Annotated in this window: 1 protein-coding gene; it reads left to right on the top strand. The window is 43.2% G+C overall.

Going from position 1 to position 266, the window contains the following annotated elements; translation table 11 throughout:
• Positions 1-266 (top strand): BMP family ABC transporter substrate-binding protein (locus LKX83_RS32570; protein ID WP_227887421.1); only part of this gene is annotated, 266 nt, incomplete at both ends.

Raw genomic sequence — 266 nt, 5'->3', positions numbered from 1 at the left:
ATAAAGGACGATGGGCTATTGGATATATTTCCGATCAATCGTTCGTTTCTAAAGACACGGTTATTACCAGTACAGTGCAAAATGTCAGCGATGTCTATGTTAAAGTAGCCATGCAGCATAAGGAAGGAACGATGCCTGGCGGGTGTGTGAACTATGACTTCAACAATGGAGGACAGGATTTGGCTGGTTTTGGACCGATGGTGCCGCCTTTTGTTCAAGAGCAATTAGAACAGAAGATTAAGCAATACAAAACGGGAGAATTCTCC

It is taken from the genome of Cohnella baijiui (assembly GCF_020731285.1).
Lineage (GTDB): Bacteria > Bacillota > Bacilli > Paenibacillales > Paenibacillaceae > Cohnella.
This window is presented reverse-complemented; position numbering and strand designations above follow the sequence as displayed.